The sequence below is a fragment of the Agromyces sp. NPDC060279 genome, from assembly GCF_042726785.1.
Lineage (GTDB): Bacteria > Actinomycetota > Actinomycetes > Actinomycetales > Microbacteriaceae > Agromyces.
On the sequence record NZ_JBHXBK010000001.1, the window covers coordinates 854,951 to 878,090 of the forward strand.

The 23,140-nt window shown below is 73.0% G+C and carries 23 protein-coding genes and 1 tRNA gene; 13 read left to right on the plus strand and 11 right to left on the minus strand.

Annotation, left to right across the window (positions count from 1 at the left end; genetic code table 11):
• Positions 1 to 11 precede the first annotated feature (11 nt).
• The gene (locus ACFWE1_RS04015; protein WP_376932233.1) at positions 12 to 758 is read right to left on the minus strand and encodes a phosphoglyceromutase; all 747 of its coding nucleotides are present in this window, start codon (positions 756 to 758) and stop codon (positions 12 to 14) included.
• 66 nt (positions 759 to 824) lie between these two features.
• Between ACFWE1_RS04015 and ACFWE1_RS04020 the strand changes: the two genes are divergently transcribed.
• Positions 825 to 1,670, plus strand: a complete 846-nt coding sequence (locus ACFWE1_RS04020) for a class I SAM-dependent methyltransferase (RefSeq protein ID WP_376932234.1) — start codon at positions 825 to 827, stop codon at positions 1,668 to 1,670.
• 50 nt (positions 1,671 to 1,720) lie between these two features.
• On the opposite strand, the gene ACFWE1_RS04025 is transcribed toward ACFWE1_RS04020, so the two are convergent.
• From ACFWE1_RS04025 to ACFWE1_RS04035, 3 genes are all read right to left on the minus strand, one after another.
• Positions 1,721 to 2,875, minus strand: a complete 1,155-nt coding sequence (locus tag ACFWE1_RS04025) for a YgfZ/GcvT domain-containing protein (RefSeq protein ID WP_376932235.1) — start codon at positions 2,873 to 2,875, stop codon at positions 1,721 to 1,723.
• The gene (locus ACFWE1_RS04030; RefSeq protein WP_376932236.1) at positions 2,875 to 3,483 is read right to left on the minus strand and encodes an FABP family protein; all 609 of its coding nucleotides are present in this window, start codon (positions 3,481 to 3,483) and stop codon (positions 2,875 to 2,877) included. The genes ACFWE1_RS04025 and ACFWE1_RS04030 overlap by 1 nt, the downstream gene beginning before the upstream one ends.
• Before the next feature lie 143 nt (positions 3,484 to 3,626).
• Positions 3,627 to 3,947, minus strand: a complete 321-nt coding sequence (locus ACFWE1_RS04035; protein ID WP_376932237.1) for a hypothetical protein — start codon at positions 3,945 to 3,947, stop codon at positions 3,627 to 3,629.
• Positions 3,948 to 4,026: 79 nt separating this feature from the next.
• Between ACFWE1_RS04035 and ACFWE1_RS04040 the strand changes: the two genes are divergently transcribed.
• The 7 genes from ACFWE1_RS04040 to pstB all read left to right on the plus strand — a co-directional run bounded on the left by ACFWE1_RS04040 (position 4,027) and on the right by pstB (position 12,096).
• Positions 4,027 to 4,719, plus strand: a complete 693-nt coding sequence (locus ACFWE1_RS04040) for a winged helix-turn-helix domain-containing protein (RefSeq protein ID WP_376932238.1) — start codon at positions 4,027 to 4,029, stop codon at positions 4,717 to 4,719.
• A gap of 45 nt (positions 4,720 to 4,764) precedes the next feature.
• On the plus strand, positions 4,765 to 6,936 hold the full coding sequence (locus tag ACFWE1_RS04045) for an RNA degradosome polyphosphate kinase (protein WP_376932239.1): 2,172 nt from the start codon (positions 4,765 to 4,767) through the stop codon (positions 6,934 to 6,936).
• Positions 6,933 to 7,880, plus strand: a complete 948-nt coding sequence (locus ACFWE1_RS04050; protein WP_376932240.1) for an NUDIX domain-containing protein — start codon at positions 6,933 to 6,935, stop codon at positions 7,878 to 7,880. The genes ACFWE1_RS04045 and ACFWE1_RS04050 overlap by 4 nt, the downstream gene beginning before the upstream one ends.
• A 139-nt stretch (positions 7,881 to 8,019) precedes the next feature.
• Positions 8,020 to 9,111 carry a phosphate ABC transporter substrate-binding protein PstS gene (gene pstS, locus ACFWE1_RS04055; RefSeq protein WP_376932241.1) on the plus strand — a complete coding sequence of 364 codons (1,092 nt, stop codon included), beginning with the start codon at positions 8,020 to 8,022 and terminating at the stop codon, positions 9,109 to 9,111.
• Between the two features lie 102 nt (positions 9,112 to 9,213).
• The gene (gene pstC, locus ACFWE1_RS04060; RefSeq protein ID WP_376932242.1) at positions 9,214 to 10,158 is read left to right on the plus strand and encodes a phosphate ABC transporter permease subunit PstC; all 945 of its coding nucleotides are present in this window, start codon (positions 9,214 to 9,216) and stop codon (positions 10,156 to 10,158) included.
• On the plus strand, positions 10,158 to 11,267 hold the full coding sequence (pstA, locus tag ACFWE1_RS04065) for a phosphate ABC transporter permease PstA (RefSeq protein WP_376932243.1): 1,110 nt from the start codon (positions 10,158 to 10,160) through the stop codon (positions 11,265 to 11,267). The genes pstC and pstA overlap by 1 nt, the downstream gene beginning before the upstream one ends.
• 49 nt (positions 11,268 to 11,316) lie before the next feature.
• Positions 11,317 to 12,096: a phosphate ABC transporter ATP-binding protein PstB gene (gene pstB, locus ACFWE1_RS04070; protein ID WP_189083829.1), complete on the plus strand. Its 780-nt coding sequence runs from the start codon at positions 11,317 to 11,319 to the stop codon at positions 12,094 to 12,096.
• A 51-nt stretch (positions 12,097 to 12,147) separates the two neighbouring features.
• Here pstB and ACFWE1_RS04075 read toward each other — a convergent pair whose 3' ends face one another.
• From ACFWE1_RS04075 to ACFWE1_RS04085, 3 genes are all read right to left on the minus strand, one after another.
• Positions 12,148 to 13,035 carry an aminodeoxychorismate lyase gene (locus tag ACFWE1_RS04075; protein ID WP_376932244.1) on the minus strand — a complete coding sequence of 296 codons (888 nt, stop codon included), beginning with the start codon at positions 13,033 to 13,035 and terminating at the stop codon, positions 12,148 to 12,150.
• A gap of 200 nt (positions 13,036 to 13,235) precedes the next feature.
• Positions 13,236 to 13,874 (minus strand): DNA-directed RNA polymerase subunit beta, encoded by a 639-nt coding sequence (locus ACFWE1_RS04080; RefSeq protein WP_376932245.1) that lies wholly within the window; start codon positions 13,872 to 13,874, stop codon positions 13,236 to 13,238.
• Positions 13,875 to 13,905: 31 nt separating this feature from the next.
• Positions 13,906 to 14,442 carry a hypothetical protein gene (locus ACFWE1_RS04085; RefSeq protein ID WP_376932246.1) on the minus strand — a complete coding sequence of 179 codons (537 nt, stop codon included), beginning with the start codon at positions 14,440 to 14,442 and terminating at the stop codon, positions 13,906 to 13,908.
• A gap of 6 nt (positions 14,443 to 14,448) precedes the next feature.
• On the opposite strand from ACFWE1_RS04085, the gene ACFWE1_RS04090 reads away from it, so the two are divergent.
• Positions 14,449 to 14,520: transfer RNA gene (locus tag ACFWE1_RS04090), tRNA-Lys, on the plus strand.
• 123 nt (positions 14,521 to 14,643) lie between these two features.
• Here ACFWE1_RS04090 and ACFWE1_RS04095 read toward each other — a convergent pair.
• Positions 14,644 to 15,684 carry an LLM class F420-dependent oxidoreductase gene (locus ACFWE1_RS04095; protein WP_376932247.1) on the minus strand — a complete coding sequence of 347 codons (1,041 nt, stop codon included), beginning with the start codon at positions 15,682 to 15,684 and terminating at the stop codon, positions 14,644 to 14,646.
• 195 nt (positions 15,685 to 15,879) lie between these two features.
• On the opposite strand from ACFWE1_RS04095, the gene ACFWE1_RS04100 reads away from it, so the two are divergent.
• Entirely contained in the window at positions 15,880 to 17,058 is a 1,179-nt protein-coding gene (locus ACFWE1_RS04100; RefSeq protein ID WP_376932248.1) for a MarP family serine protease, read from the plus strand.
• Positions 17,059 to 17,106: 48 nt separating this feature from the next.
• Here ACFWE1_RS04100 and ACFWE1_RS04105 read toward each other — a convergent pair whose 3' ends face one another.
• Positions 17,107 to 18,036 carry an aldose 1-epimerase family protein gene (locus tag ACFWE1_RS04105; RefSeq protein WP_376932249.1) on the minus strand — a complete coding sequence of 310 codons (930 nt, stop codon included), beginning with the start codon at positions 18,034 to 18,036 and terminating at the stop codon, positions 17,107 to 17,109.
• Between the two features lie 56 nt (positions 18,037 to 18,092).
• On the minus strand, positions 18,093 to 18,911 hold the full coding sequence (locus tag ACFWE1_RS04110) for a DeoR/GlpR family DNA-binding transcription regulator (protein ID WP_376932250.1): 819 nt from the start codon (positions 18,909 to 18,911) through the stop codon (positions 18,093 to 18,095).
• Positions 18,912 to 18,994: 83 nt separating this feature from the next.
• Between ACFWE1_RS04110 and galT the strand changes: the two genes are divergently transcribed.
• Both galT and galK read left to right on the plus strand, forming a co-directional pair.
• Positions 18,995 to 20,131 (plus strand): galactose-1-phosphate uridylyltransferase, encoded by a 1,137-nt coding sequence (gene galT / locus ACFWE1_RS04115; RefSeq protein ID WP_376932251.1) that lies wholly within the window; start codon positions 18,995 to 18,997, stop codon positions 20,129 to 20,131.
• On the plus strand, positions 20,128 to 21,294 hold the full coding sequence (gene galK / locus ACFWE1_RS04120; protein WP_376932252.1) for a galactokinase: 1,167 nt from the start codon (positions 20,128 to 20,130) through the stop codon (positions 21,292 to 21,294). The genes galT and galK overlap by 4 nt, the downstream gene beginning before the upstream one ends.
• A gap of 9 nt (positions 21,295 to 21,303) precedes the next feature.
• On the opposite strand, the gene ACFWE1_RS04125 is transcribed toward galK, so the two are convergent.
• On the minus strand, positions 21,304 to 21,789 hold the full coding sequence (locus tag ACFWE1_RS04125) for a YbaK/EbsC family protein (RefSeq protein WP_376932253.1): 486 nt from the start codon (positions 21,787 to 21,789) through the stop codon (positions 21,304 to 21,306).
• A gap of 60 nt (positions 21,790 to 21,849) precedes the next feature.
• On the opposite strand from ACFWE1_RS04125, the gene ACFWE1_RS04130 reads away from it, so the two are divergent.
• Complete coding sequence (locus ACFWE1_RS04130; RefSeq protein WP_376932254.1) at positions 21,850 to 23,139, plus strand: APC family permease; 1,290 nt, start codon at positions 21,850 to 21,852, stop codon at positions 23,137 to 23,139.
• Position 23,140 lies beyond the last annotated feature (1 nt).

Below are 23,140 nucleotides of genomic sequence, written 5' to 3' on the forward strand. Positions count from 1 at the left end.
CTTGCCCTGCGTTACTTCTTGCCCTGGGCGGCGACGGCGGCCGCGCCGGCGGCAGCCGCCTCTGGGTCGAGGTAGCGGCCCGGGCCGGTCGGGCGGAAGTCGTCGTCGAGCTCGTAGACGAGCGGGATGCCGGTCGGGATGTTGAGCTCGGCGATGTCGGCGTCGCTGATGCCGTCGAGGTGCTTCACGAGTGCCCGCAGCGAGTTGCCGTGCGCGGTGACGAGCACCGTCTTGCCGGCCGCGAGGTCGGGGATGATGTCCTGCTCCCAGTACGGCAGCATGCGGGCGATGACATCCTTCAGGCACTCGGTGCGGGGCAGCTCGTCGTCGGCGAGCTCGGCGTAGCGGGGGTCGCCGACCTGCGAGTACTCCGCGTCGTCGGCGAGCACCGGCGGCGGCACGTCGAAGGAGCGGCGCCAGAGCTGGAACTGCTCGGGGCCGTACTTCTCGAGCGTCTCGGCCTTGTCGAGGCCCTGCAGGGCGCCGTAGTGGCGCTCGTTCAGCCGCCAGCTGCGGCGCACGGGGATCCACAGCCGGTCGGCGACGTCGAGCGCGATGTTCGCGGTCTGGATGGCCCGGCTCAGCACCGAGGTGTGCAGCACGTCGGGCAGCACGCCCTCGGCGGCGAGCAGCTCGCCGGCGCGGGCGGCCTCGTCGAGGCCGAGCTCGGAGAGCCGGACATCGACCCAACCGGTGAAGAGGTTCTGCTGGTTCCATTCGCTGTTGCCGTGGCGAAGCAGCACGAGGGTGTGAGGCATGCTCCCAGCCTAGCGGCGGCGATCGGGGCCGCGACGAACCGGGTCGAGCCCTGCGAGACTGGAGGAATGCCGCCCTCCCCGTCCGCCCGCCGCGCCTCCGCGGGACCCGAGGGCGCGATCACCCGCGGCACCACGAACACGAACCGGCTGCGCCGGGTGGACCGCTGGATCGCCGAGCAGTCGGCGTTCCGCCGCGCCGCCGATCCCTTCGTGGTCGACCTCGGCTACGGTGCGAGCGGGGTCACCGCCTTCGAGCTCGCCGCGCGGCTCCGGCGCCGCCGCCCGGACGTCGAGGTGCTCGGCCTCGAGATCGACCCCGCCCGGGTGCGCACCGCCGACGCCCAGCTCGCCGAGGTGCGAGCCGGCCGCACCACCTTCGCTCCGGAGCTGCCGGTCGCGTTCGCCCGGGGCGGCTTCGAGGTACCCACCGGGCCGCGCCGACCCGCCGTCATCCGCGCCTTCAACGTGCTGCGCCAGTACGAGGAGCGCGAGGTGGCCGCGGCCTGGGCGCGGATGACCGCCCGGCTCGCGCCCGACGGCCTGCTCGTCGAGGGCACCTGCGACGAGCTCGGCCGCATCGCCAGCTGGGTCGGCGTCACGGCCGAGGGCCCGCGCAGCTTCACGATCAGCCTGCGCCTGCGTGAGCTCGAGCACCCCTCCGTCGTGGCGGAGCGGCTGCCGAAAGCGCTCATCCACCGCAACGTCCCGGGCGAACGCGTGCACGCGCTCGTCGCGGACCTCGACCGGGCCTGGGCGCAGGCGGCGCCGCTCTCGGTCTACGGCCCATCGCAGCGCTGGATCGACGTCGTCGGCCGGCTGCGCGCCGCGGGCTGGCCCGTGCGGGACGGCGTGCGCCGCTGGCGCCTCGGCGAACTCACGGTCGACTGGGCCGCGGTCGCTCCGCTGCCCTGAGCGGGCGTGTGCGCAGCAGCCGGCAGGCGGCCCGGCTCGGCTCGGCTCGGCTAGGGGCGGACGCCGAGGCGCGGCAGGCGGGGCAGGTCGACCGCGGAGCGCGCGTCGGCCGGCACGATCTCGACCTGCGCCGCCGCGACGTCGATGCCGTGGCTCTCGACGATGAGCTCGAGCGCGGCCGGCACCGCCCGCTTCACGACGGCCAGGGCGATCGGGCCGAGCTCGTAGTGCATCGCGCTCGAGGTGATGCGGCCGACGACCCGGCGCTCGGGCTCCTCGCCCTCGGCGGGTTCCGGCCGGACCTTGAGCGCGACGATCTCGTCACCGGCCGCCGGCAGCACGGTGTCACTGCCGTCGAGGTGCAGGAGCACGAGGCGCCGGGGCGGACGGCCGAGGTTCAGCACCTTGGCGACGGTCTCCTGCCCCTTGTAGCAGCCCTTGCCGAGGTCGACGGCGCTGCGCAGCCAGTCGAGCTCGTGCGGGATGGCCTTCTCGTCGACCTCGGTCGCCCGGCGCGGGCGCCAGGCCGCGATGCGCAGCGCCTCGGCCGCGAGCGATCCGGCGGCGGCGATCCGGCCCGCGGCGACGGCGGCCGCGGCATCCGCGAGCGCGGTGCGCGGGACGATGCGCTCGACCCAGCTCCAGGATGCCCCGGGGTGCCCGGCCTCGGGCGCGTAGCGATGCCCGCCGGGGCTGCCGGCAGCCCAGGGATCGCGCCAGTCGAGCGCGACGCCGGCCGGGGCCGCGGCGGGGACCGCGGCGTCGAGCGCCTCGGTCGAGAGCGCGCCCAGCACGGCGAACTCGGTGCTGGCATCGGCGACCTCGACCCGCAGCATGAAGCGCATGCGATCGAGGAACGCGGCGAGCGCGGCGGCCTCGTCGCCCTCGACGATGAGCCAGCTGCGCTCGCCGTCGTCGATGACGTGCGCGACGTGCTCGATGTGCCCGTTGGCGTCGAGGAAGAGCGCCTCGGCGCTGCCCCCCGGCGCCAGCCGGTCGAGCGCCTGACTCGCCATGGAGTGCAACCAGCTCAGCCGGTCGGGCCCGGACACCGTGACGATGCCACGGTCGCCGAGGTCGACGACGGCCGTGCCGCGCTCGAGGGCGCGCTGCTCGCGCATCGGCTCGCCGTAGTGCCCCGGCACGCCGGCGTCGACGCCCTCGGCGACGACAGCGCCGGGCAGGGCGAGGAACGGGTCGCTCATCACTCAGCCTTCGCGAGTCGTGCGGAGGCGTGGGTGCGCAGGTCCTGCCCGAGCGCCGCGATGTCCCACGCCCAGAGCAGGTGTCCGTCGACCAAGCCGTAGAGCCGCGTGGCCGCCGCGTAGGGCTTCGCCCCGCTCGTGCGGATCACGGCGTCCGTCGCGAGGTCGATGCGCGGGCCCTTGACCTGGCCGAGGTACAGCTCGGTGACGCCGTCGGGATGCACGATCGGCACCTCGAGGTCGAAGCCGCCCTCGGCGTTGCGGAGCGCCTCGACCTGCTCGGCGTCGGTGTACGCGGACTCAGCGGCGGCGGGCAGCATCGCCGGGCCGGGGTCGCCCTCGCCGCGGGGACGGGCGAGCCGCCAGTAGCCGGTCTCGGTCGTGAGCGGCACCGGGTCGCCGCCCGCTTCGGCCGGGAAGAGCCAGGTGTACGAGGTGTAGTTCAGGTGCGGCAGGCCGTCGTGGCTGAAGCTCACGCGCTGGCCGAACTCCCGCGTGACCGACTCGTCGCCGACCTGGTAGTCGATGACGCCCGAGCCCTCCCAGACCCCGAGGAGCCAGGACAGCGGCACGAGCTCGGCGGGCAGGCCGACGGGCAGCTCGATCATCGCGATGCCTCGGCGCCTAGCGCTGGCCCTTGAAGAGCTTGTAGACCACGACGCCCGAGATCCAGGCGATCGTGACGGTCGCGAGGCCGAGCAGACCGATGAAGAGGAGTTCGAGAGCGACCAGCTGATCCATGCCCAGCAGTCTACCCGCTGAGACCGGCGGCGAGGGGCGCGACCGCCGCGGCGGCGAGCGCGACGAGCACGGCGGCCCCGCCGACCGAGGCGCTCGCCCTGGCCACGTAACCGACCGGGCGTCGCGACGCGAGCTGCGCGAGCAGCGCGCCGAGCACGGATGCCGCGAAGACGACGCCGAGCGCCCGGTACACGCCGAGCGCGCTGCTGTCGCCGAACCAGACCCGCTGGCCGCCGTACGCGAGGGCGACGACGAGCACCGAGCCCGCGAGCGCGATCAGCCAGATCAGGACGATGCCGACTCGTCCGCCCTCGGCCTCGCTGGTGTCCATGCCGTTCCGTCTCCCCATTCGCGGCGACCGCTCGCCGATGCCCGTAGTATTGACCGCACCTTACTACTGGAGGGTGTGCGTGGCGCAGCTGCTGATCTTGTCGCCGGCCGCCGACGATGACGTCCTCCCGGCTCTGGCGCTCCTGGCGCATCGGACGAGGGTGATCCCCGCCTCGCCCGAGCAGCTCGTCAACGCGCCCGACTGCGACCTCATCCTGCTCGACGCCCGCACGAACCTCGCCGGCGCCAAGGCCCTCGCCCAGATCCTGCGCACGACGGGCCTCTCGGTGCCGCTCATCCTGATCTGCACCGAGGGCGGGCTGCTGGCCGTCACGCCGGAGTGGGGCGTCGACGACCTCGTACTCGAGGGCGCGGGGCCCGCCGAGCTCGACGCGCGCATCCGGCTCGCCCTCGGCCGCAGCCGCGACGCGCTGCCGAGCGAGAAGATCCAGGCCTCCGGCGTCGTCATCGACGAGGCGAGCTACTCGGCGAAGGTGCACGGGCGCCCGCTCGACCTCACCTACAAGGAGTTCGAGCTGCTCCGCTTCCTCGCGGCGCACCCCTCGCGGGTCTTCACCCGTGAGCAGCTGCTCAGCGAGGTGTGGGGCTACGACTACTTCGGCGGCACCCGCACGGTCGACGTGCACGTCCGGCGGCTCCGGGCGAAGCTCGGCGAGCTCGAGAGCCTCATCGGCACCGTGCGCAACGTCGGCTACCGATTCAACGTGCACGAGGACGACGAGCCCGCCGGCGAGCAGGTCACCGCGCGTTGACCGGCGGGATGCCTGGCGGACACCGCCCGGTGGCATGATGGCGGGATGACGGACATGATCGACGAGGACCGCACGTCGAGCGACTTCGACGACGACTTCGAGCCGTTCGACCTCGAGGGCGCCCCCGAGCTGCCCGCGGAGCGCTACCTCGATCGCGAGCTCAGCTGGCTCGCCTTCAACCAGCGCGTGCTCGAGCTCGCCGAGGACCCGTTGCAGCCCGTGCTCGAGCGCGCGAACTTCCTCGCGATCTTCGCCTCCAACCTCGACGAGTTCTTCATGGTGCGGGTCGCCGGGCTGAAGCGCCGCATCGACACCGGGCTCGCGGTGCCGACGAACGTCGGCCGCTCCCCCGTCGACGTGCTCGAGGACATCTCGCGGGCCGCGCACGAGCTGCAGGCGCGGCACGCCGCGGCGTACCAGGAGCTCGTGCGCCCGGCCCTGGCGGAGCAGGGCGTCCGGGTCGTGCGCTGGACCGAGCTCGCCGACGACGAGCGGGCCCGGTTGCGCGAGTACTTCTCGCTGCAGATCTTCCCCGTGCTGATGCCGCTCGCGGTCGACCCGGCGCACCCCTTCCCGTACATCTCGGGGCTCTCGCTGAACCTCTCGGTGCGCGTGCGCAACACGAAGACGGGCCGCCAGGAGTTCGCCCGCGTGAAGGTGCCGCAGATGCTGCCCCGCTTCGTGGCGGTCGGCACGGGCGACGGCTCCGACGACGGGCGCTACCTCACTCTCGAGGACCTCATCGCGAACCACCTCGGCGACCTGTTCCCCGGCATGGAGATCGTGGAGCACCACGTGTTCCGGGTGACCCGCAACGAAGACGTCGAGGTCGAGGAGGACGAGACCGAGAACCTCATCCAGGCGCTCGAGAAGGAGCTCCGGCGGCGCCGCTTCGGCCCGCCGATCCGGCTCGAGGTGACCGACGACATGGACGACGTCACCCTCGGCCTCCTCGTGCGCGAGCTCGACATCACCGAGCGCGAGGTCTACCGCCTACCCGCGCCGCTCGACCTCGGCGGCCTGTTCGACCTCGCGCGGATCGACCGCCCGGAGCTGCACTACCCGCCCCGCGTGCCGACGACGCATCCGCAGCTGCAGCCCAGCGAGCCGAACCGTCCGGCCGACATCTTCAAGGCCGTGTCACGCCGCGACGTGCTGCTGCACCACCCCTACGAGTCGTTCTCGACGAGCGTCGTCGCCTTCCTCGAGCAGGCGGCCGCCGACCCCGACGTGCTCGCCATCAAGCAGACCCTGTACCGCACCTCCGGCGACAGCCCCATCGTCGAGGCGCTCATCGACGCCGCGGAGGCCGGCAAGCAGGTGCTCGCCCTCGTCGAGATCAAGGCGCGCTTCGACGAGCAGGCGAACATCAGCTGGGCGCGCAAGCTCGAGAAGGCGGGCGTGCACGTCGTCTACGGCCTCGTCGGGCTGAAGACGCACTGCAAGCTCGCGCTCGTGATCCGCCAGGAGAAGGGCGGGCTGCGCCACTACAGCCACATCGGCACGGGCAACTACAACCCCAAGACGAGCCGCATCTACGAGGACCTCGGGCTGCTCACCGCCGACGACCAGGTCGGCAAGGACCTCACCCGGCTCTTCAACGAGCTCTCCGGCTACGCGATCGAGAAGAAGTTCAAGCGACTGCTCGTGGCGCCGCTGCACCTCCGCAAGGGCCTGCTGAAGCTCATCCAGGCCGAGACCCGCGCGGCCGAGGCGGGGCGGCCCAGCCGGATCCGCATCAAGGTGAACTCGATGGTGGACGAGGCGATCATCGACGCGCTCTACCGGGCCTCGAACGCCGGGGTCCCCGTCGAGGTCTGGGTGCGCGGCATCTGCAGCCTCCGGCCCGGCATCCCCGGGCTCAGCGAGAACATCACGGTGCGCTCGATCCTCGGCCGCTACCTCGAGCACTCGCGCATCTTCTCCTTCCTCGGCGACGGCGACCCGCAGGTCTACATCGGCTCGGCCGACATGATGCACCGCAACCTCGACCGCCGCGTCGAAGCACTCGTGCGGCTCGTCGACCCCGAGCACCTCGTGGAGATCGAGTCGCTGTTCGACCGCGGCATGGACGAGCGCACGAGCTCCTGGCACCTCGACGGCGAGGGGGTGTGGACGCGCCATTCCCTCGACGCCGACGGGCGACCGCTCGAGGACCTGCAGAATAGCCTCATGCAGCAGATCGCCCAGCGCCCGCGCCCCGGGAAGCGCCGGTGAGCCCGGCCGTGCAGACGGCGGTGTACGCGGCGGGGGCCGTGTGCTGGCGCCTCATCGACGGCCGGGTGCACGTGCTCGTCATCCACCGCACCGTCTACGGCGACGTGACCATCCCGAAGGGCAAGGTCGACCCGGGCGAGACGCTGCCGCAGACCGCGGTGCGCGAGATCGCGGAGGAGACGGGTCTCGGCGTCTCGCTCGGCGTTCCGCTCGGCATCTCCCGCTACCCGCTGCCCTCCGGTCGTGAGAAGGTCGTGCACTACTGGGCCGCGGAGGTCAGCGAGCGGGCCGTGCAGCGCTCGACGTTCCGCCCCAACGGCGAGGTCGCCGCGCTCGAGTGGGTCACGATCAAGCGCGCGCGCGGCTACCTCAGCTACGAGCCGGACGTCGAGATCCTGGATGCCTTCGCGGCGCTCGTCGACCAGGGGGTGCTCGGCACCGTGGCGCTCACGGTGCTGCGCCACGCGAAGGCGGTCGGCCGGAGCGAATGGGACGGCCCCGACGAGGCGCGCCCGCTCGCGGAGCGCGGCGTGCAGCAGGCCGCCGGCCTCGCCGCCACGCTCGCGGCCTGGGGGCCGAAGCGGATCGTCTCGAGCCCCGCCGTGCGCTGCGTCACCACCGTCGCCCCGCTCTCGGCCGCGATCGGGGTGCCGATCAAGCGCGACGCCGGCCTCTCCCAGGACGCCTGGGACGCCGGCACCGCCGAGATCCGCCGCGTCGTCGGCAAGCGCGTGCGCGTCGGCAAGCCGGCCGTGCTGTGCACGCACCGGCCACTGCTGCCCGACATGCTGCGCGAGTTCGCGCTCGCCACCGGCACTCCGATCGGCGACTACGCGAGCGACGCCGCGAAGCTCGAACCGGGCGCCTTCAGCGTCGTCCACCTCTCGGCGACGAACCCGTCGTCGGGCATCATCTCGATCGAGACGCACACGCCGCGCGGCTGAGCCGCATCGCGCGTTGACGTCCCGTTCACCTGCCGTTCACCAATGGGGCGGATGCTCGTCATCCGAGGCGCTTAGCGTCACCAGCATCGGGCCGGAGCACCGACCCGGAACCTGCAAACGATCCCCTGAAGGGAACACAGTGAACGTCTCACGTCTCGGCCGCGCCGCGGTCGTTGCCGCTGTCGCCGCCGTTGCGCTCAGCTCCTGTGCCGCGAACGAGGGCGGCTCGACCGCTCCCTCGGAGTCGGCCTCGTCGCTCTCGGGCACCATCAACGCTGCGGGCGCCTCGTCGCAGGGCTCGGCCCAGGAGGCATGGGTCGCCGCCTTCCAGACGGAGAACCCCGACGTCACCATCAACTACGACCCCTCGGGCTCGGGTGCGGGCCGCGAGGCCTTCATCGCCGGCGGCGTCGACTTCGCCGGCTCCGACTCGTTCCTGAACGACGACGAGCTCGCCGGCACCTTCGCCGCGTGCGCCCCCGACACCAAGGCCATCGACCTGCCGGTGTACATCTCCCCGATCGCCGTGATCTACAACGTGGAGGGCGTCGACGAGCTGAACCTCGACGCGGTCACCCTCGCGAAGATCTTCAAGGGCGAGATCACCACCTGGAACGACCCGGCGATCGCCTCGCTCAACCCGGGCGCGACGCTCCCCGCCGCGAACATCACCGCCGTGCACCGCTCGGACGACTCGGGCACCACGAAGAACTTCGCGGACTACCTGAACCAGAACGCCCCCGAGGCGTGGGACCAGAAGCCGTCCGACACGTTCCCGTACCAGGCCGGTGAGGGCGCCCAGGGCACCTCGGGCGTCGTCGACGCCGTCACCAACGGCGTGAACACCATCGGCTACGCGGACGCCTCGCGCGCCGGCGACCTCGGGGTCGCGAACATCAAGGTCGGCGACGAGTTCGTCGGCTACACCGCCGAGGCCGCCGCCGCGGTCGTCGCCGAGTCGCCCCTCGTCGAGGGTCGCGAGGCGAACGACCTCGCCATCGCGCTCGACCGCAAGACCACGGACCCGAGCCACTACCCGCTCGTGCTCGTGAGCTACGCGATCGTCTGCCAGGAGTACGCGGACGCCGAGCAGGGCGAGCTCGTGAAGAACTACGTCGGCTACCTGGCGAGCGAGGCCGGCCAGGCCACCGCCGCCGAGCAGGCCGGTTCCGCCCCGCTCTCGAGCGAGCTGGCCGAGAAGGTCGCCACCGCGCTCGAGTCGGTCAAGTAACGCGATCGCCGGTCCGGTCGGGGCAGCAGCCCCGGCCGGACCGGCTCGCCGCGGTCACGCGGCACCTCCCCCGACGGCCCACCTCCTGGAAAGAACCCGGCCATGACGACAGCCCCCGCGGCCCCCGCCATCAAAGCGAAGCAGCGCCCCGGCGACCGTGTGTTCTCCACCGCGACCGTCGTGTCCGGCAGCCTCATCCTCGTCACCCTCGCCGCGGTGGCGATCTTCCTCGTCGCTCAGGCCCTGCCCGCCTTCACCGCGGAGCCGACGGCCTTCAAGGGCGACGCCGAGAACTTCTGGCAGTACGTCGGCCCGCTCGTCTTCGGCACCCTCTGGGCCGCCGCCCTCGCCCTGCTCATGGCCGTCCCCGTCGCGATCGGGATCGCGCTGTTCATCTCGCACTACGCGCCGCGCCGGCTCGCCCAGGCGCTCGGCTACGTCATCGACCTGCTGGCCGCCGTCCCCTCGGTGGTCTTCGGCCTCTGGGGCATCACCGTCCTCGCCCCGGCCGTGCAGCCCTTCTACACCAGCCTGACCGAGTGGTTCGGCTGGTTCCCGCTCTTCGCCGGGCCGGTCTCCGGCACCGGCCGCACGATCCTCACCGTCGCGATCGTGCTCGCGGTGATGATCCTCCCGATCATCACCGCCCTCAGCCGCGAGGTGTTCCTGCAGACGCCCGTGCTGCACGAGGAGGCGGCGCTCGCGCTCGGCGCGACCCGCTGGGAGATGATCAAGCTCGCGGTGCTGCCGTTCGGCCGCCCCGGCATCATCTCGGCCTCGATGCTCGGCCTCGGCCGCGCGCTCGGCGAGACGATGGTCGTCGCGATGGTGCTCTCGCCCGCCGCGGTCATCAGCTTCGCGGTGCTGCAGTCGCAGAACCCGACCACGATCGCCGCGAACATCGCCCTGAACTTCCCCGAGGCCCACGACATCGGCGTCAACATCCTCATCGCGACGGGTCTGATCCTCTTCGTCATCACCCTCGCCGTCAACATGCTCGCGCGGTACATCGTCGAGCGCCGCAAGGACTTCTCGGGAGCCAACTGATGAGCCTCACCGTCACCCCGCAGCAGGCGCCGACGGGCCGCAGCACCGGCCCCATCGCCAACACCCTCACCGCGGGCAAGCTGCCCCGCTTCGCCGCCCTCTGGGTGCTGCTCGGCTGCCTCGCCGTGACCACCGCCTTCTTCGTGATCCTGGCGGTGGCGAGCGAGACCGGCTTCAACATCGCGGCCGCGGTGTTCCTCGGCGTCGTGCTGTACGGCGTCGTGATCTGGGTGCTCTCCCGCGTCGTCGAGGGCACGCGCAAGGCGAAGGACCGCCTCGTCACCGCGCTCGTCTCGACCGCGTTCACGATCGCGCTGCTGCCGCTCATCTCGGTCGCGTACACGACCGTCGCGAACGGCATCCCCCGCTTCGACCTGCAGTTCTTCAGCGAGTCGATGCGCAACGTCGTCGGCGCGGGCGGCGGCGCCCTGCACGCCATCATGGGCACGCTGCTGATCACCGGCATGGCCGCGCTCATCTCGGTGCCGGTCGGCCTGCTCACCGCGATCTACCTCGTCGAGTACGGCCGCGGCAAGCTGAAGCACGGCATCACCTTCTTCGTCGACGTGATGACCGGCATCCCCTCCATCGTCGCCGGCCTCTTCGCCTTCGCGCTCTTCGCGCTGTTCACCGGCGACCCCGGCATCCGGATGGGCTTCGGCGGCGCGGTCGCGCTGTCGGTGCTGATGATCCCGGTCGTCGTGCGCTCCTCGGAGGAGATGCTGAAGCTCGTGCCGAACGAGCTGCGCGAGGCGAGCTACGCGCTCGGCGTGCCGAAGTGGCTGACGATCGTGAAGGTCGTGCTGCCCACCTCGATCGCCGGCATCATCACGGGCGTCATGATCGCCATCGCCCGCGTCATCGGCGAGACCGCGCCGCTGCTCATCATCGCCGGCTTCACGACCAGCATGAACTACAACCTCTTCGAGGGCCGGATGATGACGCTCCCCGTCTTCGTCTACACCCAGTACATGAACCAGGGCACCGACGTGCAGGCGTACATCGACCGCGCCTGGGCGGGCGCGCTGACCCTCATCCTCATCGTCGCCCTCCTGAACATCGTCGCCCGCGTCGTGTCGAAGCTCTTCTCGCCGAAGACCGGCCGCTGACCGGCCGCCCACCGCCACCCGCCCGAGCCCCAGAGAGAATCGAAGCCACGTGTCCAAGCGCATCGAAGTCAACGACCTGAACGTGTACTACGGCAGCTTCCGCGCCGTCGAGGGCATCACCCTCGAGATCGAGCCGCGCACCGTGACGGCGTTCATCGGCCCGTCCGGCTGCGGCAAGTCGACCTTCCTCCGCACCCTGAACCGCATGCACGAGGTCATCCCCGGCGCCCGCGTCGAGGGCGAGGTGCTGATCGACGGCAACAACCTCTACGGCCCGGGCGTCGACCCCGTGCTCGTGCGCCGCCAGGTCGGCATGGTGTTCCAGCGGCCGAACCCGTTCCCGACGATGTCGATCAAGGAGAACGTGCTCGCGGGCGTGCGCCTGAACAACCGCAAGCTGAGCAAGTCGGACGCCGACGACCTCGTCGAGAAGTCCCTGCAGGGCGCGAACCTCTGGAACGAGGTCAAGGACCGCCTCGACCGCCCCGGTTCCGGCCTCTCCGGCGGTCAGCAGCAGCGCCTCTGCATCGCCCGCGCGATCGCCGTGTCGCCCGAGGTGATCCTGATGGACGAGCCCTGCTCGGCGCTCGACCCGATCTCGACCCTCGCCATCGAGGACCTCATCGAGGAGCTGAAGCAGGAGTACACGATCGTGATCGTGACCCACAACATGCAGCAGGCCTCGCGCGTGAGCGACAAGACCGCGTTCTTCAACATCGCCGGCACCGGCAAGCCGGGCAAGCTCATCGAGTACGCCGACACCACGACGATCTTCTCGAACCCGACCGTGAAGGCGACCGAGGACTACGTCTCGGGCCGCTTCGGCTGAACCGGGCGGTGCGTCGCGACGGGCGCGAGCGCGTCCGTCGCGACGGGCCCGTCAGTCGCGCGGGCTCAGCAGGTAGGCGTTGAAGGCGCGGGTCTCCTCGGCGTCGAACGGCACCGGCGCGCCGTCGAGCGCGGTGAGCCCGGCGGCGAGCCGGACGCTCGAGACGAGCCAGATCGCGTCGGCGCTCGCGAGCTCGTCGACCGGGATGTCGCGGTAGGCGGTGCGGTGGCCGAGCTCGCCGAGGTGCTCGAAGAGGCTCAGCTGCGTCGTGCCGTGCAGGATGGCCCCGCTCGGCGCCGGGGTCGAATACTCGTCGCCGTGGCGGAGGATGACGCTCGACGTCGGCCCCTCCATGACGAAGCCGTCCGAGGAGACGAAGATCGCGTCGTCCGCGCCGCGGCGCTTGGCTTCGCGCAGCGCCGCCATGTTCGTCGCGTAGCTCAACGTCTTCGCGCCGAGCAGCAGCCACGGGGCCGTCGCCGCCGCGTCGTGCGCGAGCCCGCGGTCGAGCGTGACGGCGCGGATACCCTGCTCGCGCGGCGCGCTGAAGTCCGCCGCGGGGGCCGCGGAGAGCCAGGCGGTCGGCGCGGGGCCGTGTTCGACCCCGCGGCTCAGCACGAGCTTCATCGCGAACTCGCCCTCGGCGGGCAGCGCCGCGGTCGCGCGCTCGATCGCCGCGTGCCACTGGGCCAGGTTCGGCTCGGGGAGCTCGCAGATCGCGGCGGAGTTGCGCAGGCGCTGCAGGTGGGGCTCGGCCTCCTGGGCGTGCCCGTTCACGACCGCGAGGGTCTCGAAGATGCCGTCGCCGCGCTGCGTGGAGAGCTCGCCGACGCGGAGCGCGGGCGCCAAGGCGTCCACCTCGCGGAAGGTCGAGGCGAGGTCGGAGCTGAGGTCGTCGGCGGCGAGCGGCTCGATGAGGAGCGTCACGGTGGCGGGCATGCTCCGATGGTACGCGCGCGCCGGGGCCTGAGGGCACCGGGCCCGCAGGACGCAGCCCCGAAGACGGGAAATGCCGGGCCGCAGAACGCCTCTCGGCGCGAGGCCGCTCGAAGCGGCGAATATTGGAGCCCGGGGTTACTGCGGCCCGGCACATCGAGTGTAACGGACGCGGGCGGGCGGGTATTCCGCCTCTCGGGCTCTCAGTCGAGCGCGTCGCGGCGCCAGAGCTTCGCGCACGCCGTCAGCTCGTCGGAGAGCTCGGTGAGGCGCAGCGCGCGTCGGGTGAACGACGCCGGCCGATCGGGGTGCACGGCGTCGGCGGCGTCCGCGTCGTCGGCGAGGCTCGCGAAGCCGGCCGCGCTCACCCGACCGAAGGCGGCGGCTCGGTCGAGGGCGACGGCGAAGTCGCCCGCGAAGACGCCGTGCAGGATGCGGTCGGCGAGCTCGATGACCTCACCGGGGCCGGCCGGGGTCGGCGCACCGGCCACGACCTGGTCGATGGTGTGCGAGACCTCGCTGCCGCGCCGGTACGCGAGGCTCAGCGTCTCGGAGTCCTGCCGGATGAGCGTGCGCAGCAGGTAGATGCGCCAGAGCGCCCCGGGGAGGCTCTTCGCCGACGACCGCGACCACAGCTCGGCGATCGCGTCGATGCCGTGCCGGTCGGTGTAGGCCACGAGGCGGGACACGATCTCGGGGTCGGGGTCGCTACGCACCCGGGCGAGCAGGGCGACCGCGGTGTCGTGTGCGACCCGGTTCAGCTGCGCCGGGTCCTCACCGCCCAGGAACGCCTCGAACATGCCGGGCGGGAACTTGGTGGGGCGGTGGAAGCTGGAGGCCATTCCGGCAAGGATACTCGCCGCAGCCGGCCGCTCACCCGGGATCGGGGAGATCGCGGAGCTCGTCGTCGCGTTCGCCCTCCTCGGACGCGGCCTCGCCTTCGCCCTCGTCGGCCACCCGCTGCATGAGCGCCGTGCGCCAGTCGTTGCCGAGCCGCTCGTAGGTGACCTTGGCGTGGCAGTTCCGGCAGCGCACTTCGCACTTCGCGATCTCCACCATGACCCGCGCGACGGAGTAGCCGTTCTGCGCCAGGCGCATGACGTCGGCAGACTTGTCGCAGTCCTCGCGATGATCGAAGTCGAGCACGCGAACATCGCCCTCGCCGCAGTCGACGCAGGGGTTCGCCAGTAGATACGCTCCCACCGCGTCGAGCGCGAGGCTCCGCTGCACCGCCTTTCGCGCCATGATCACACGGACGTGGTATTCGCGGTTCTTCGCGTAGTACCGGCGGGCCTTCAGCCGATTGCACTCGCGACAGATCGTCGCGAGCCCGTCTCTGGACGCCCGGCGAACGGTGAACTCGGCGAGTGGCTTAGACTGCTTGCAGCTCGTGCAGGTCTTCTGCGCCATGCATCAGCCCCCGTAGCTCAGAGGCAGAGCAACTGACTTTTAATCAGTGGGTCGGGATGTCGGAATTCCCCGGGGGCACCGAGTATCACCCGAATCCGGCGATCGGACTCCGATCGCGTCGATGCGTCTTCGACCCTCTTGCAGTCGTCCAAAGCGACCACCTCCTGGATCGAACGTACCTTCGATCACTGACATCGTCCGTCAGCCGACGAGGCGTCGGAAGCCGGCCATGAGCGCCACCCGCTCGGCCGAGCTGCGCGCGAGCGGTGTGACGGTCAGCGTCGTCACCCCGGCCTCCGCGAACGCGGCGACCCGTTCGGCGACGTACGAGGCCGGGCCGATGAGCGAGATCGCGCGCACGAGCTCGTCGGGCACCGCGGCGACCGCCTCCTCCTTGCGACCGGCGAGGTAGAGCTCCTGGATGCGCGCCGCCTCCTCGGCGAAGCCGTAGCTCGCCACGAGGTCGTTGTAGAAGTTCTTGCCCTTCGCGCCCATGCCGCCGACGTACAGCGCGAGCTGCGGCTTCACGAGCGGCAGCACCTCCTCCGGCCGATCGGTGATGGCGAGTGCCGGGCTCGCGAACACGTCGAGCGGGCCGAGCTCCGCCGAACGCCGGGCCGTGCCCGCGGCGAGCGCGTCGCCCCAGACCGCGCCCGCCCGCTCCGGGTGGAAGAACATCGGCAGCCAGCCGTCGGCGATCTCCGCGGTCTGCTCGACCGACTTCGGCCCGAGCGCGGCCACCGTGATCGGGATCCGCTCGCGCACGGGGTGGTTGATGAGCTTCAGCGGCTTGCCGAGGCCCGTGCCCTCCCCCGCCGGGAGCGGGATGCGGTAGTGCCGCCCCTCGTGCACGACGGGCTCGCGCCGCCAGGTCGCCCGGCAGATCTCGATGATCTCGCGGGTGCGGCCGACCGGCGCGTCGTAGCGCACGCCGTGGAAGCCCTCGATGACCTGCGGCCCGGAGGCGCCGATGCCGAGCTCGAAGCGGCCGCCGGAGACGTAGTCGAGCCCGGCGGCGGTCATCGCGGTGAGCGTCGGCGTGCGGGTGTACAGCTGCAGGATGCCGGAGGCGAGCGTGATCGTCGAGGTGCGCGCCGCGAGGAAGCCGAGCTGGCTGACTGCGTCGAAGGAGTACGCCTCGGGGACGGCGACGAGGTCCACGCCGGCGGCTTCGAGCTCGCCGACCTCGTCGCCGACCTCCGCGAATCCGCCCGCGTAGTTCAGGAACATGCCGACCCGCATCCAAGCCTCCTCGCCCGGTGCCACCCCGGGCGGTCCGGGGCGCGCCCGAGGTGTGCGACCCCGGGCACCACGACGATAGCCGAGCGCCGGGGGCGAGGCATCCGCCTTGTCGACCGCCGCGTCCTCAGCGGTTCCGGAGCCGGGTGCGAGAGGGTGGAATCCACAACTGCGCCGCGTGCGCGACGGAGGTGACGGATGGGCTGGAGCCTGGTGCTCGACGTGCTGCTCGTGGTGATCGGCATCGCCGCGCTCGTGAACGGCTGGCGCGCGGGGCTCCTGCGCACGGCCGCCGGGCTCGTCGGGCTCGTCGCGGGCGGCGTTGCCTCGTGGTTCGCGATGCCGTGGGTCGGCTCGCTCGTCGCGGCGCCCGAGTGGCGGGCGCCCGCGGTCATCGCGACGGCGGTGCTGCTGCTCGCGGTCGGCGCCTCGCTCGGCGCGGCGCTCGGCCGGCTGCTGCGCCGCGGCGCCCGGGCCGTGAAGCTCGGGGTGGTCGACCGCATCCTCGGGGCGCTCGGCAACCTGCTCGTCACGGCCTTCGTCGTCGCGCTGCTGGGCTCGGCCGTCCAGTCGATGGGCGTGCCCGTGCTCTCGCCTGCGGTGGCGGGCTCGCAGATGCTCCGCGGGCTCGAACGGGTCACGCCCGAGCCCGCCCGGGCGCTCCTCGCGGAGATCCGCACCGCGGCGCTCGGCCAGGGGGTGCCCTGGCTCGTCGACGTGATCGGCGGGCCGACGGCGGCGCCGGCGCTGCCGAGCGAGGGGCCGTCGGGCGACGCGGTGAACGCGGCGACGGCCTCGGTGGTGCGCATCACGGGCACCGCGTACCAGTGCGGCAGCACGCTCACCGGCTCCGGCTTCGTCGTCGCCCCGAACCGGGTCGTGACGAACGCGCACGTCGTCGCCGGCATCGACGAGCCGATCGTCGAGGCGCCGGGCCGCGGCGCCGTCGCCGGCCGCGTCGTCGCCTTCGACCGGGAGGCCGACCTGGCGCTCATCGCGACCGATCCGCTCGACGTCGCCCCGCTCCCGCTCGCCGGCACGCCTGATCCCGGTACGGCGGTCGGCGTCGCGGGCTACCCCTTCGGTGGCCCGTTCACGCTGCGCTCGGGCGAGGTGATGTCGACGGGACCGCTCACCATCGTCGAGGGCGACCGCACCTCCACCCGCGAGGTCACGACGTTCGCGGCCCAGGTCGACCACGGCAACTCGGGCGGCCCGCTGCTCACGGGGGCCGGCGAGGTCGCGGGCATCGTCTTCGCGAAGTCGGAGTCGGTGGCGAACGTCGGCTTCGCCGTGCCGATCGACGTGCTGACCCCGCTCGCCGATGCGGCCCCCTCGCTCGACGAGGCGGTCGGCACGGGCAGCTGCGCGCGCTGAGGAGCCGGGCGCGCGCAGCGTCGGGCGCCCGGGGCGTGGGGGTCCGGATCAGTCGGCGGTGAAGCCCCGGAAGCGGATGCCCCAGCTGAGCTCCCACTGCTCGCCCGGCCCGAGCCAGCGCAGCCCGCGGCCGGAGTTGAACGCCTCGGCGGGGGCCGTCATCGGCTCGATCGCGATCGCGAGCTCCTCGCCCGGGAAGCGGTCGGTCGTGTAGGCCTGCACGTAGGCGAAGTCGTCGTCGGCCCAGACGGCGACGCTGCGGCCGTCCGGCGCGGTCAGCACGTGCTCGATGACGCCTTCGCCGTCGGAGGCGAGCTCGCCGAAGGCGTCGTCGAGCGAGAGCTCGCCGACGCGACGACCGCCGCGGAGGTCCCACGGCGTGCCGTCGACGGGCACCTCGCCCGTGGGCAGCTTGCGCTCGTCGACCTCGATGTGGCTGTCGGCCTCGATGCGCAGCTCGAGCTCGGCCGTGGGCACCCCGCCGATCTTCACGTAGGGGTGCGCGCCGAGCGCGACGGGGGCCGGCTCGGCTCCCACGTTCTCGAGGCGGTGGGTGACCCGCAGCCCGTCCGAGACGAGCTCGTAGTGCACCGCGGTCTCGATGAGGAACGGGTAGCCGGTCTGCGGGAAGATCGTCGCCTCGAGGGTCACCGAGTCGCGGTCCTGCGCGACGACCCGGTACTCGGTGAAGCGGAGGAGGCCGTGGATGGCGTTGCCGAGCGCCGGCTCGGTGATGGCGAGCTGGTGGTCGACGCCGTCGTGGCTCCAGCGGCCGTCGCGGATGCGGTTCGGCCACGGGGCGAGCACGATGCCCGCCGCGGCCGGCGGCGTGCGGTCCTCGCCGAAGGTGGGCACCAGCTCCACCCCGTCGAGGCTGAGTGCGCGCAGCCCGGCTGCGACGGTGGTGACGACGGCGGTGAGCTCTCCGCTCGACGTCGAGGTCTCGAGGACGAGCTGTGCGCCCGTGGGGAGGGTCATGCTTCCACCATATGCGGAGCGGCCGGGTCAGCGCCGCCCTGCGCCGGTTCGCCGGTTCAGCCAGCGAGCTGCACCGGGAGCCCGGTCGCCTCCAGCTCGGCGACGAGCGCGGGGGGCGCCGAGGCATCCGTCACCAGCGCGTCGAAGGCCTCGAGCGGCGCGATGCGGCCGAGGTGCACCTCGCCGAGCTTGGAACCGTCGGCGAGCAGGATGCTGCGCGCCGAGGCCCGCACCATGAGCGCCTTCACCTGCGCTTCCGGCAGGTTCTGGTTCGTGGCCCCGCGGTCGGGGTGCACCCCGTTGCAGCCGATGAAGGCGAGGTCGACGTGCACCTCGTCGAGCATGGAACCGGCGAGCGGATGCACGAGCGAGTGCTGCCTGGGCCGGAGCGTGCCGCCGGTGACGACGACGGTGAACCGCGGGATCTCGGCCTCGAGCTCGAGGGCGATGGCGAGCCCGTTGGTGAAGACCGTGACGTCCTCGAGGTCTCGGCGGGCCCGCAGGGCGCGCGCGAACTGCAGGCACGTCGAGCCGACGTCGAGCAGCACGCTCTGGCCGCTCGTCACGAGTGCGACCGCCGCCTCGCCGATGCGCTGCTTGGGTGCGACCGAGGTCTCCAGGGCCTCCTCGAGGCTCGGCTCGCGGGCGGCCCGCACGGTCTCTCCCGCCGGCACCGCGCCGCCGTGGACGCGGCGCACGGCGCCGGCGCGTTCGAGCGCGTCGAGGTCGGCGCGGGCGGTCACGCTCGTGACGCCGAATGCGGCGGCGAGGTCGGCGACCCGCACGAAGCCGCGCTCGTCGAGCAGCGCGCGGGTGAGCTCGCGGCGCTCGGCGACGTCGTGTCGGTTCGCGGCGTCGCTCGGCTCGGCTGGCATGGCCGCCATTCTTCCGCGTGCGCCATCCCTTTGCAATACGAAAGCTACTTGTTTGCCAAACGAAAGTTCCGTACAGTGGCGCCGTGACCGCTCTCGCCATCGCCGATCCGCGCATCGCCGTGCACCGCAGCACCCTCGCCGACGGCCGTGAGCTGCTCTACTTCGACGACGCGGACACGGCCTTGCCGCCGGACCGCGCCGTCGACGAACGCGAGCTCGCCCCTCGCCCGGCGACCGCCGAGATGCGACAGGACCCCCTGAGCGGCGACTGGGTCTCCGTCGCCGCCGCCCGACAGCACCGGGTCGTGCTGCCGCCCGCCGAACTCGACCCGCTCGCCCCGCAATCGCCGGGCAACCCCTCGGAGATCCCGAGCCGCTACGACGTCGCGGTCTTCGAGAACCGCTCCCCCGCGTTCGGCCCCGCGCTCGCCGCGCCCGACGCCGACCCGGCGGCCGCCCTCGCCGCCGTGCGCGACATCGGCGTCGAACGCACCCTGCCGGCCCTCGGCCGCTGCGAGGTCGTCTGCTTCAGCCCCGAGCACGAGGGCTCCTTCGGCACGCAGTCCGTCTCCCGCGCTCGCACCGTCATCGAGGCCTGGGCGCATCGCACGGCCGAGCTGGGGGCGCTGCCCGGCGTGCAGCAGGTGTTCCCCTTCGAGAACCGGGGCGAGGCGATCGGCGTGACGCTCGGCCATCCGCACGGGCAGATCTACGCCTACCCCTACGTGACGCCCCGCACCCAACGGCTGCTCGACGCGATCGCGACCGCGGGCCGCGGGCTCGTCGCCGAGGTCGTCGCCCGCGAGCTCGACGGACCGCGCGTCGTGCTGCGCGGCGAGCACTGGAGCGCCTACGTGCCGTTCGCCGCGCGCTGGCCGATCGAGGTGCACCTCGTGCCGCACCGGCACGTGCCCGACCTCGCCGAGACCTCGCTCGCCGAGCGCGACGAGCTCGCCGTGCTCTACCGCCGCCTGCTGCGCGGCGTCGACGCCCGCTATGCGACGCCGACGCCGTACATCGCGGCGTGGCACCAGGCGCCGGTGCACGAGCACCGCGACGAGGTGCGGCTCACCCTGCAGCTCACGAGCCCGCGTCGTGCCGCCGACAAGCTGAAGTTCCTCGCCGGCTCGGAGGCCGCGATGGGAGCATGGATCGGCGACGTGCCGCCGGAGGCGCAGGCCGAGGCCCTGCGCGCCGCGATCGAGGGAGTGGATGCATGACCGGGAACCGGGTCGTCGAGCGCGCCGCCGCCGGGCTGAAGGACCGATCGGGCCGGCTCCCCGCGGGCGTGTGGAGCGCCCCCGGCCGGGTGAACCTCATCGGCGAGCACACCGACTACAACGACGGCTTCGTGTTCCCCTTCGCGATCGACCGCCGGACCGCCGTCGCGCTCGGCGACCGGGACGACCGCGCGGTGCGGGTCTCGAGCGCGTTCGCCCCCGACCCCGTGGTCGTGCACCTCGACGAGCTCGGCCCCGACGCGCTGCACGGCTGGTCCGCCTACCCGCTCGGCGTGGTGTGGGCGCTCCGCGAGTTCGGCGCCGATCTCGCGCACGCCCGCGGCGTCGACCTGCACCTCGAGTCCGACGTGCCCGTCGGCGCCGGGCTGAGCTCCTCCGCCGCACTCGAATCGGCCGTCGCGCTCGCGCTCACCGAGCACTGGGGCCTCGGCTTCGACCGGCCGACCCTGGCGAAGGTCGGCCGGCTCGCCGAGAACCGCGTCGTCGGCGCGCCCACCGGCATCCTGGACCAGTCCGCCGCCCTGCTGGCGGAGGCCGACGCGGGCGTCTTCCTCGACTGCCGCAGCCTCGACGCGGAGATCGTGCCGCTGCACTTCGCCGAGGCCGGGCTCGCCGTCCTCGTCGTCGACACCCGCGTCGAGCACGCCCACGCCACCGGCGGCTACGCGGCGCGGCGCAGCTCCTGCGAGGCCGGCGCCCGGGCGCTCGGCGTGCCGAGCCTGCGCGAGCTGCCCGCCCGCGAGCTGGCGCGCGCGCGCGAGCTGCTCGACGACGAGACGTACCGCCGGGTGCGGCACGTGGTCACCGAGAACCAGCGTGTGCTCGACACGGTGCGCGCCCTGCACGAGGGCGGGCCGGCCACGATCGGCGGGCTGCTCGACGCCTCGCACGCCTCGATGCGCGACGACTTCGAGATCTCGACGCCCGAGCTCGATCTCGCCGTCGAGACGGCGCGCGCGGCCGGGGCGATCGGTGCGCGGATGACGGGCGGCGGCTTCGGCGGCTCGGCCATCGCGCTCGTGCCGCTCGCCCGCGTCGACGCGGCGGCGGAGGCGGTCCGTGCCGCGTTCGCGGCGGCCGGGCACCGGGAGCCGGGCACCTTCACCGTCGTGCCCGCGCCGGGCGCGCGGCGCGACCGCTGACCGGCGCCGTCAGGCCCGGGGCGGCTCGACCGCGTGCGGCGTGCCGCCGGTGATGCGCACGAGCTCCTCGAACGTCGTCGGGAACACGGTCTTCGCGTGGCCTGCGGCGGCCCAGATCTCCGGGTACTCGGCCAGGTGCACGTCGACGACGGTGCGCACCGGGGCCGGGTGACCGAGCGGGGCGACCCCGCCGATGACCTGCCCCGTGGCCTCCTTCACCGTCTCCTTCGACGCGCGCCGGATCGTGCCGCCGAGCGCCTCGCCCAACCACTCGGTGTCGACCCGGTGCGCCCCCGAGGTGAGCACGAGGATCGGCTCGTCGTCGATCGTGAAGACGAGCGAGTTCGCGATCTGGCCGACCTCGATGCCGAGGGCGTCGGCGGCGAGCTGGGCGGTCGTGACGGCGTCGTCGAACCACTGGATGCGCGGCTCGACGCCCTGGGCGGCGAGGGCCGCGGCGACGCGGTCGACGGCGGGATGCGTGGGGTCGGTCATGGCACGATCCTACGGACGCCGCCCCGCCTGCCGGATACCTCCGTGCACTAAGGTGCCAGCGTGACCGCCCCCTCGCCCCCGCCCCTCGCCCGCCGGCTCGGGCTCCGCGACGCCGTGGTGATCGGGCTCGCCTCGATGATCGGCGCCGGCGTGTTCGCGGTCTGGGCGCCCGCCGCCAGAGCCGGCGGGGACTGGCTGCTGCTCGGTCTCGCGCTCGCCGCGCTGGTGGCCTACGCGAACGCCAGCTCGACGGGGCGGCTCGCGGCCCGCTACCCCGAGTCCGGCGGCGCCTACCGCTACGGCCGGGAGGAGCTCGGCGCGTGGCCGGGCTTCCTCGCCGGGTGGGGCTTCGTCATCGGCAAGACGGCGAGCTGCGCGGCGATGGCCATGACCGCCGCCGCGTACCTCGTCCCCGCCGACTGGCAGAAGCCCGTCGCGATCGCCGCCGTCGTCGTGCTCTCCGGGCTCAACCTGCTCGGCATCACCCGCACCGCGCGGGCGGCGACCGTCATCGTCACCGCCGTGCTCGCCGTGCTCGCCCTCGTCGTCGTCGCCGGCCTCAGCGGGCTCGCCTCGGGCGACGCGGCGGAACCGCTCGCCGCGGCGGCCGCCCCAGGGCCGTACGGGGTACTGCAGTCGGCCGGGCTGCTGTTCTTCGCCTTCGCCGGCTACGCCAGGATCGCGACCCTCGGCGAGGAGGTGCGCGCCCCCGAGCGCACCATCCCACGGGCCATCGCGATCGCTCTCGGCACCGTCGTCGCCCTGTACGCGCTGCTCGCCGTCGTGCTGCTGCAGGCGCTCGGCGCCGGCGGGCTCGCCTCGGGCGGTGCGGCCCCGCTGGCCGAGCTCGTCGGGCGGAGCGGCTGGGAGTGGGCCGTGCCCGTCGTCGGGGTCGGCGCCGGACTCGCCGCCCTCGGCGCCCTGCTCGCGCTCATCGCCGGCGTCGGGCGCACCGCACTCGCGATGGCCCGCGACGGCGAGCTGCCGCGCGGCCTCGCCGCGGTACAGCCGGGGACGCACGTGCCGTACGTCGCCGAGCTCGTCGTGGCGACGGCGATCGTCATCGTGCTGCTCGTCGCCGACCTCCGCGAGGCCATCGGCTTCAGCTCCTTCGGCGTGCTCGTCTACTACCTCGTCGCCAACCTCGCGGCGCTGCGCCTGCTCGGCCGGTCCACCGGATCGCCCGCCGCACGCCGCGCCCGCCGGGGCCTCGCACTCCTCGGCGCGATCGGCTGCGTCGTCCTCGTGCTGACGCTGCCCCCGCTCGCCGTTGCCGGCGGGGTCGCCGTGTTCGCCCTGGGGGCGCTGTTCCGGGCCCTCCGGCTCCGCCTCGCCCGCCTGGCCCCGTAGG